5 protein-coding genes are annotated in these 6,071 nt (G+C 57.5%); 2 read left to right on the top strand and 3 right to left on the bottom strand.

All coding sequences use genetic code 11. The annotated features are described in order from the left end of the window. Window positions 1-93: 93 nt before the first annotated feature. A complete protein-coding gene (locus ACR0A1_RS19870) occupies window positions 94-1,665 on the bottom strand; it encodes a 2-isopropylmalate synthase (RefSeq protein ID WP_170597303.1) in 1,572 nt (523 codons plus the stop codon). An 80-nt stretch (window positions 1,666-1,745) separates the two neighbouring features. Beyond that, window positions 1,746-1,961, bottom strand: a complete 216-nt coding sequence (locus ACR0A1_RS19865) for a hypothetical protein (RefSeq protein ID WP_480868963.1) — start codon at window positions 1,959-1,961, stop codon at window positions 1,746-1,748. Between ACR0A1_RS19865 and ACR0A1_RS19860 the strand changes: the two genes are divergently transcribed. Further along, window positions 1,942-2,607, top strand: coding sequence for an SDR family NAD(P)-dependent oxidoreductase (locus tag ACR0A1_RS19860; RefSeq protein WP_170408292.1), 666 nt, complete (start codon window positions 1,942-1,944; stop codon window positions 2,605-2,607). The two genes, ACR0A1_RS19865 and ACR0A1_RS19860, sit on opposite strands and share 20 nt — an antisense overlap. Window positions 2,608-2,614: 7 nt before the next feature. On the opposite strand, the gene ACR0A1_RS19855 is transcribed toward ACR0A1_RS19860, so the two are convergent. Then, window positions 2,615-4,120: an MORN repeat-containing protein gene (locus tag ACR0A1_RS19855; protein WP_480868961.1), complete on the bottom strand. Its 1,506-nt coding sequence runs from the start codon at window positions 4,118-4,120 to the stop codon at window positions 2,615-2,617. A 141-nt stretch (window positions 4,121-4,261) separates the two neighbouring features. Here ACR0A1_RS19855 and ACR0A1_RS19850 point away from each other — a divergent pair, with 141 nt between their 5' ends. Continuing rightward, window positions 4,262-5,920 (top strand): NAD+ synthase, encoded by a 1,659-nt coding sequence (locus tag ACR0A1_RS19850; RefSeq protein ID WP_480868959.1) that lies wholly within the window; start codon window positions 4,262-4,264, stop codon window positions 5,918-5,920. The last annotated feature ends 151 nt before the right edge of the window (window positions 5,921-6,071 follow it).

Here is a 6,071-nt window from a genome sequence, read left to right as displayed (position 1 = left end):
CGCGCCAGAGGCGCGCTGCCGGGCCCACAACCCAAGAAGGGTCGGCGAAGCCGGGCCGCCGCGGGTGCGGGAGCCATTCGCCTTACCCTTCAATCAGGTCAGGTCTTTGTAGCTGATCTCGCGTGTATCTGCTCCCGGACCAGCCTTTTCACGACGCATGATCAGGCGGTTCAGCGCGTGGATATAGGCTTTGGCCGACGCAACCACCGTATCTGTATTTGCAGACTGACCGGTGGCGATCATACCATCCTCTTCCAGACGGACCGAAACCGTGGCTTGCGCGTCCGTACCTTCGGTTACCGCATGCACCTGATACAGTTGCAGCCGCGCAGTGTTGGGATAGATCGCCCGGATCGCCCGGAAGGTTGCGTCGACTGGGCCGTCACCGTTTTCCGTGGCGATCCTGTCTGCACCCTCTACCTCCAGTTCGACCGTCGCTTCGGCCTGACCTCCGGTACCGCAGGTCACTTTCATCGACACCAGCTGAAGATGATCGTCCGCTTCGTCGTCGACGCTCATCAACGCGATGAGGTCATCGTCAAAGACTTCTTTCTTGCGGTCGGCCAGATCCTTGAAGCGCACGAAAATGTCCTTGAGCTGGTTGTCACCAACCTCATACCCCAGCGTTTCGAGCTTATCGCGCAGTGCAGCGCGACCCGAATGCTTGCCCAGCGGCAAAGAGGTGCCAGAGAGCCCAATGTCTTCAGGGCGCATGATCTCGAAGTTTTCGCGGTTCTTCAGCATGCCATCCTGATGGATGCCGCTTTCATGGGCAAAAGCGTTCTTGCCGACAATGGCCTTGTTGAACTGCACCGGAAATCCGGCCACGGTCGCGACCCGGCGTGAAATATGCATGATCTTGGTGGTGTCGATGCCAGTATGCCACGGCATGATGTCGTTGCGTGTGCGCAACGCCATCACAACTTCTTCCAGCGCGGTGTTGCCTGCGCGTTCACCCAACCCGTTGATGGTGCATTCGATCTGACGCGCACCACCTGCGACCGCTGCCAGAGAGTTCGCTGTCGCCATGCCAAGGTCGTTGTGGCAGTGGGTGGCAAAGATTACCTCATCCGCGCCGGGAACCGTCTCGATCAGGCGCTTGATCAGATCTGCAGACTCGACCGGGGCAGTATAACCGACAGTATCGGGGATATTGATCGTGGTGGCGCCAGCCTTGATTGCAATCTCGATCACACGGCACAAATAATCCCATTCGGTCCGGGTCGCATCCATCGGCGACCACTGCACGTTTTCGCAAAGGTTGCGCGCGTGGCTGACCGTTTCGTGGATCTTGTCGGCCATCTCGTCTTGCGTCAGATTTGGTATCGCCCGGTGCAGCGGAGAGGTGCCTATGAAGGTGTGAATACGGTTCTTCTCGGCGTTTTTCACGGCCTCCCAACATCGGTCGATATCGGCGAAATTGGCGCGGGCCAGACCACAGATGCGGCTGTTCTTCGACCGCTCGGCAATCTCGGACACCGCTTTGAAGTCGCCTTCCGATGCAATGGGGAATCCGGCTTCGATGATGTCGACGCCCATCTCATCCAGAAGCTCGGCAATTTCGAGCTTTTCGTTGTGGGTCATGGTCGCGCCGGGGCTCTGCTCGCCGTCGCGCAAGGTGGTGTCGAAGATCACGACGCGGTCTTGGTCGGTCACGTTTGTCATGGGGTTCTCTTTCTTCTTCTGTCCTAAAGCCTCTTGGCGCGCGGGCGTCCTCCTCTGAGCGGGCGCGCCGGATGGCACGCTCAGAGGCGGATTAGGATCAGTAGACCACGCAGCAACGCGCCGCTGAGTGCGGCGTTTGCAAAAGCGATATCTGCGCGGTTGATCATGGGGATCAGCTTATACAGGGCGCGCGGCGAATGAAAAGCGGGAAATTTACGGGGGAACAAAAATGACGGTGGAGTTGAAGCGATGAAGCTTTCGGCTAACTTCTCGAGCATGAAAACTGCATTAATCATCGGAGCTTCTGGCGGTATCGGGCGCGCTTTGAACGATCACCTGACAACGGATGGTGTCAAAGTCACCCGACTGGCCAGATCAACGGATGGGTTTGACCTGACCGACCCGGATGGCGCAGAGCGTATGCTGGCGTCCCTTTCTGATCCGTTTGATCTGATCATGGTGGCCTCAGGGGCGCTTGAGATTAACGGTATGGGTCCGGAAAAATCTATGCGCGCCTTGTCCGCGAAGGCGATGATGGACCAGTTCGCACTGAACGCAGTTGGCCCGGCCTTGGTGTTGAAGCACGTGCACCGCCTGCTGCCACGCGACCGCAGATCGGTGATCGCCGTGCTGTCGGCCCGAGTTGGTTCAATCGGGGACAACCGGCTGGGTGGGTGGGTCAGTTATCGTGCGGCCAAGGCGGCTGTGAATCAGATAGTACATACGGCTGCCATCGAATTGGCGCGCACTCACAAACAAGCCGTTTGTGTCGCTTTGCACCCCGGAACAGTCAAAACGGCCTTTACCGAAAAGTACCTTGCCCGCCACCCGGCTGTTGAACCCAATGAGGCCGCAGCCAATCTGCTGTCCGTCATCAATGGACTCACCCCCGCTGACTCGGGCAGTTTTTACGATTGGGCTGGCAAGCGCGTGCCTTGGTAGGGCTGATTTAGCCGTCGTTTATATCCGGGTCTGTCGCGTCAGGGGCGGGCGCGTCGGGGGTAGAGTCTGGCTCAGTGGTTTCAGCACCCGCAGCGGGGGTTTCGGGGGCAGTCTCTTTTTCGGTCGCCAGCGTGTCATTTTCCCAGACGCCGGTCTCAACCTCGCCGCCTGCGAAACGCATCGTGCCGTCACCATGGCGTTTGTTTTCCAGGAAATTGCCCTCATAGACATCCCCGGTCTCATAGGTGGCGGTTCCAAAGCCAGTGATCTTGCCGTCGGCCCAGTCGCCTGTGTAGCTGTATCCGCCCGGTCGGGTCAGTGTTCCCTTGCCGTGACGCTTGCCATTCAGAAAATCGCCTTCGTAAATGATCCCGTCCGGAAACGTAGCCTTGCCCTTCCCCTGTCGGACGCCGTCTACCCAATCGCCATCATAGCGATAGCCATTTGCAAAGGTCAGAATACCTTTGCCGTCGAAGCGGGCGTTTTTGAACTGGCCCGTATAAGCCGTTCCGTTGGGATAGGTTGCCGTGCCGGTGCCCTCAAAAATCCCGGCGATCCAGTTGCCGTCGTAAACTGATCCGTCGGGGTATGTCGTTTGCCCCTTGCCATGAGGCAGGTCATCCAGAAAGTCGCCGATATAGACCGAACCATCGGGATAGAGCATCTCGCCCAGGCCCTCAATCTGGCCCTTTTGCCAGGCACCTGTGTACGCAAACCCGTCGCTGCCCTTGTAGGTGCCCTGACCATGGCGCTGGTCGTCAGAATAGTCGCCTTCATAGGTCGCACCGTTGGCGTATATGGACTTGCCTTTGCCCTGTCGGCGATTTTCGACCATTTCGCCTTCGTAGACATCTCCGTTTGGTTGAACCAAACGGCCTGTTCCGGCCATCTGGTCGTTGGCCCAGGACCCAGCATAAGTCATGCCGTCGACCCAGACCTGACTGCCCTGACCATGCCGTTGCCCGCCATTCAAGTCGCCCTCATAGGTACTTCCATCGGCGTAGGTGATCTTGGCGCTGCCGGTTTTCTGGCCGTTTACCCAGTCGCCCTCATAAACCGAGCCATCCGGGCCGGTCAGCACTCCGTGACCGTGATATCTGGCGTCCTTGAAGCCGCCCTCGTATTTTGAGCCGTTGGAATATGTCGCGATACCGGTACCGTTTATCGTGCCGTTGGCCCACTCGCCCTCGTAGGACTGGCCATCAGAATAGACGATTTTGCCGCGCCCTTCTGGTTGGCCCTTGGTGAATGTCCCTTCATAGACAGAGCCATTGGCGTAGCGCGCGGTGCCTTGCCCTTGAATCTCGCCCTCGACCCATTGACCGGAATATTCAAAACCGTTCGGCAGGCGGTAAGTGCCGGTGCCATGGCGCAGCCCGTTTTCGAACGTGCCCTCGTAAACACCTCCGACATCATCATCAGCGATGACAATCTGACCGTCCTGTTGGGCGATCGCAAAAGACGCCAGCATTGTAAGCGTTGCAGCGGTAAGGGAGGTGCGGATCGCTTTCATTTTTGTACCTGCCTGCGGTGTTTGTGTTGGCGCAAAACTAAGATACCGCCGAGGGCAGAGCAACGGCTTTTGGCGCATTTGCCTTTCACTCGCGGTGTGATCTGCTAAATCCCTGAAAGACATGAGGGCAAGAGGGCAAAAATGGCCGATCGTTTCCGCATCACTCTGGCGCAATTGAACCCAACGGTTGGGGATATCGACGGTAATGCCGCCAAGGCTGCTGCAGCCTGGCAGCAAGGGCGCGCGGCGCAGGCCGATCTTGTGGCGCTGCCCGAGATGTTCATAACCGGCTACAATACCCAGGATCTGGTGATGAAGCCCGCGTTTCATCGGGCCGCGATGAATGCGGTGCAGGCGTTGGCTGAAGACTGTGCCGACGGCCCGGCGTTGGCCATCGGCGGTCCTTGGGTTGAAGATGGGAAGCTTTATAACGCCTACCTGATCCTTAAAGGTGGGCGGATTGTCAGCAAAGTTCTTAAACATCATTTGCCCAATGAAACCGTCTTTGATGAAGTACGCCTTTATGATGCGGGTCCTATGGGCGGCCCCTATGCGGTTGGAAATGTTCGTATCGGTAGCCCGATTTGCGAGGATGGCTGGCACGAGGATGTCGCCGAGACACTGGAAGAAACCGGGGCCGAGTTTCTGCTGATCCCCAACGGCTCGCCCTATTTTCGAAACAAATACGATATCCGGTTGAACCACATGGTGGCTCGCACGGTCGAAACGGGTCTGCCGGTAATCTACCTGAACATGGTCGGCGGGCAGGATGATCAGGTTTTCGACGGTGCTACGTTTGGATTGAACCCGGGTGGAGAGCTTGCGTTCCGCATGCCCGTCTTCGATGAGGCCGTCAGCCATATCGATCTGTCGCGCCAAGATGACGGATGGCGTATTGTGGCTGGTGAAGTCGTGCCGCAACCCGACGAATGGGAGCAGGATTATCGCGCGATGGTGCAATCTCTGCGCGATTACATGGGCAAGACGGGGTTTGGCAAAGCTGTGCTGGGGTTGTCGGGCGGCGTCGACTCGGCGCTGGTGGCCGCAATAGCCGTGGATGCGATCGGTGCGGAAAATGTACGCTGCGTAATGCTGCCTTCGGAATATACAAGCCAAAGTTCTTTGGATGATGCCGAAGCCGTCGCCAAGGCGCTGGGAGTGCACTACGACTTTGTGCCGATCTCTGAGGGACGCGCAGCGGTAACCAACACTTTGGCTCCGCTTTTTGCAGGGCGGAATGAGGACCTGACCGAAGAAAATGTCCAGTCTCGCCTGCGCGGTCTTCTGCTAATGGCGATTTCGAACAAGTTTGGCGAGATGCTGCTGACCACCGGCAACAAGTCCGAGGTCGCAGTGGGATATGCCACCATTTATGGAGACATGAACGGCGGCTATAACCCGATCAAAGATCTGTACAAAACTCGCGTGTTCGAGACCTGCCGCTGGCGCAACGCCAATCATCGCGACTGGATGATGGGTCCCGAGGGTGAGGTCATACGCCCTTCGGTGATCGACAAGCCGCCAAGTGCTGAATTGCGTGAAGACCAGAAAGACAGCGACAGCCTGCCGGACTACCCCGTTCTCGATGCGATTCTTGATATTTTGGTGGATCAGGATGGCTCAATCGCCGACTGCGTTGCAGCCGGATTTGACGAGGCCGAGGCCCGGCGGGTCGAACATCTGATTTACATTAGTGAATACAAGCGCTTCCAGTCCGCGCCTGGCACACGGTTGACACCGCGGGCCTTCTGGCTGGATCGCCGCTATCCGATTGTAAATCGCTGGCGGGATAGAACGTAAGCACCGCTCTGATTGAAGAATTTACCATTGTTTCGAAAGTGCATGGTAATGCGGATTTCTGCGGCATTTTGTTTATCCATTTCAGCCAGTTGTGCGATGAAAAGACTATGTTTCGCTTGTACGCGCGTCCTTTTTTTGCCACATTTACGAC

Source organism: Ruegeria sp. D6 (assembly GCF_056534365.1).
Note: the sequence above shows the minus strand (reverse complement) of the source record. Positions and strands in the feature narration are given on the sequence as shown.

What these genes read in the sequence shown, in the direction of transcription:
- ACR0A1_RS19870 (WP_170597303.1), bottom strand. Translation starts at nt 1,665, where the DNA reads ATGACAAACGTGACCGACCAAGACCGCGTCGTGATCTTCGACACCACC.
- ACR0A1_RS19860 (WP_170408292.1), top strand. Translation starts at nt 1,942, where the DNA reads ATGAAAACTGCATTAATCATCGGAGCTTCTGGCGGTATCGGGCGCGCT.
- ACR0A1_RS19865 (WP_480868963.1), bottom strand. Translation starts at nt 1,961, where the DNA reads ATGATTAATGCAGTTTTCATGCTCGAGAAGTTAGCCGAAAGCTTCATC.
- ACR0A1_RS19855 (WP_480868961.1), bottom strand. Translation starts at nt 4,120, where the DNA reads ATGAAAGCGATCCGCACCTCCCTTACCGCTGCAACGCTTACAATGCTG.
- ACR0A1_RS19850 (WP_480868959.1), top strand. Translation starts at nt 4,262, where the DNA reads ATGGCCGATCGTTTCCGCATCACTCTGGCGCAATTGAACCCAACGGTT.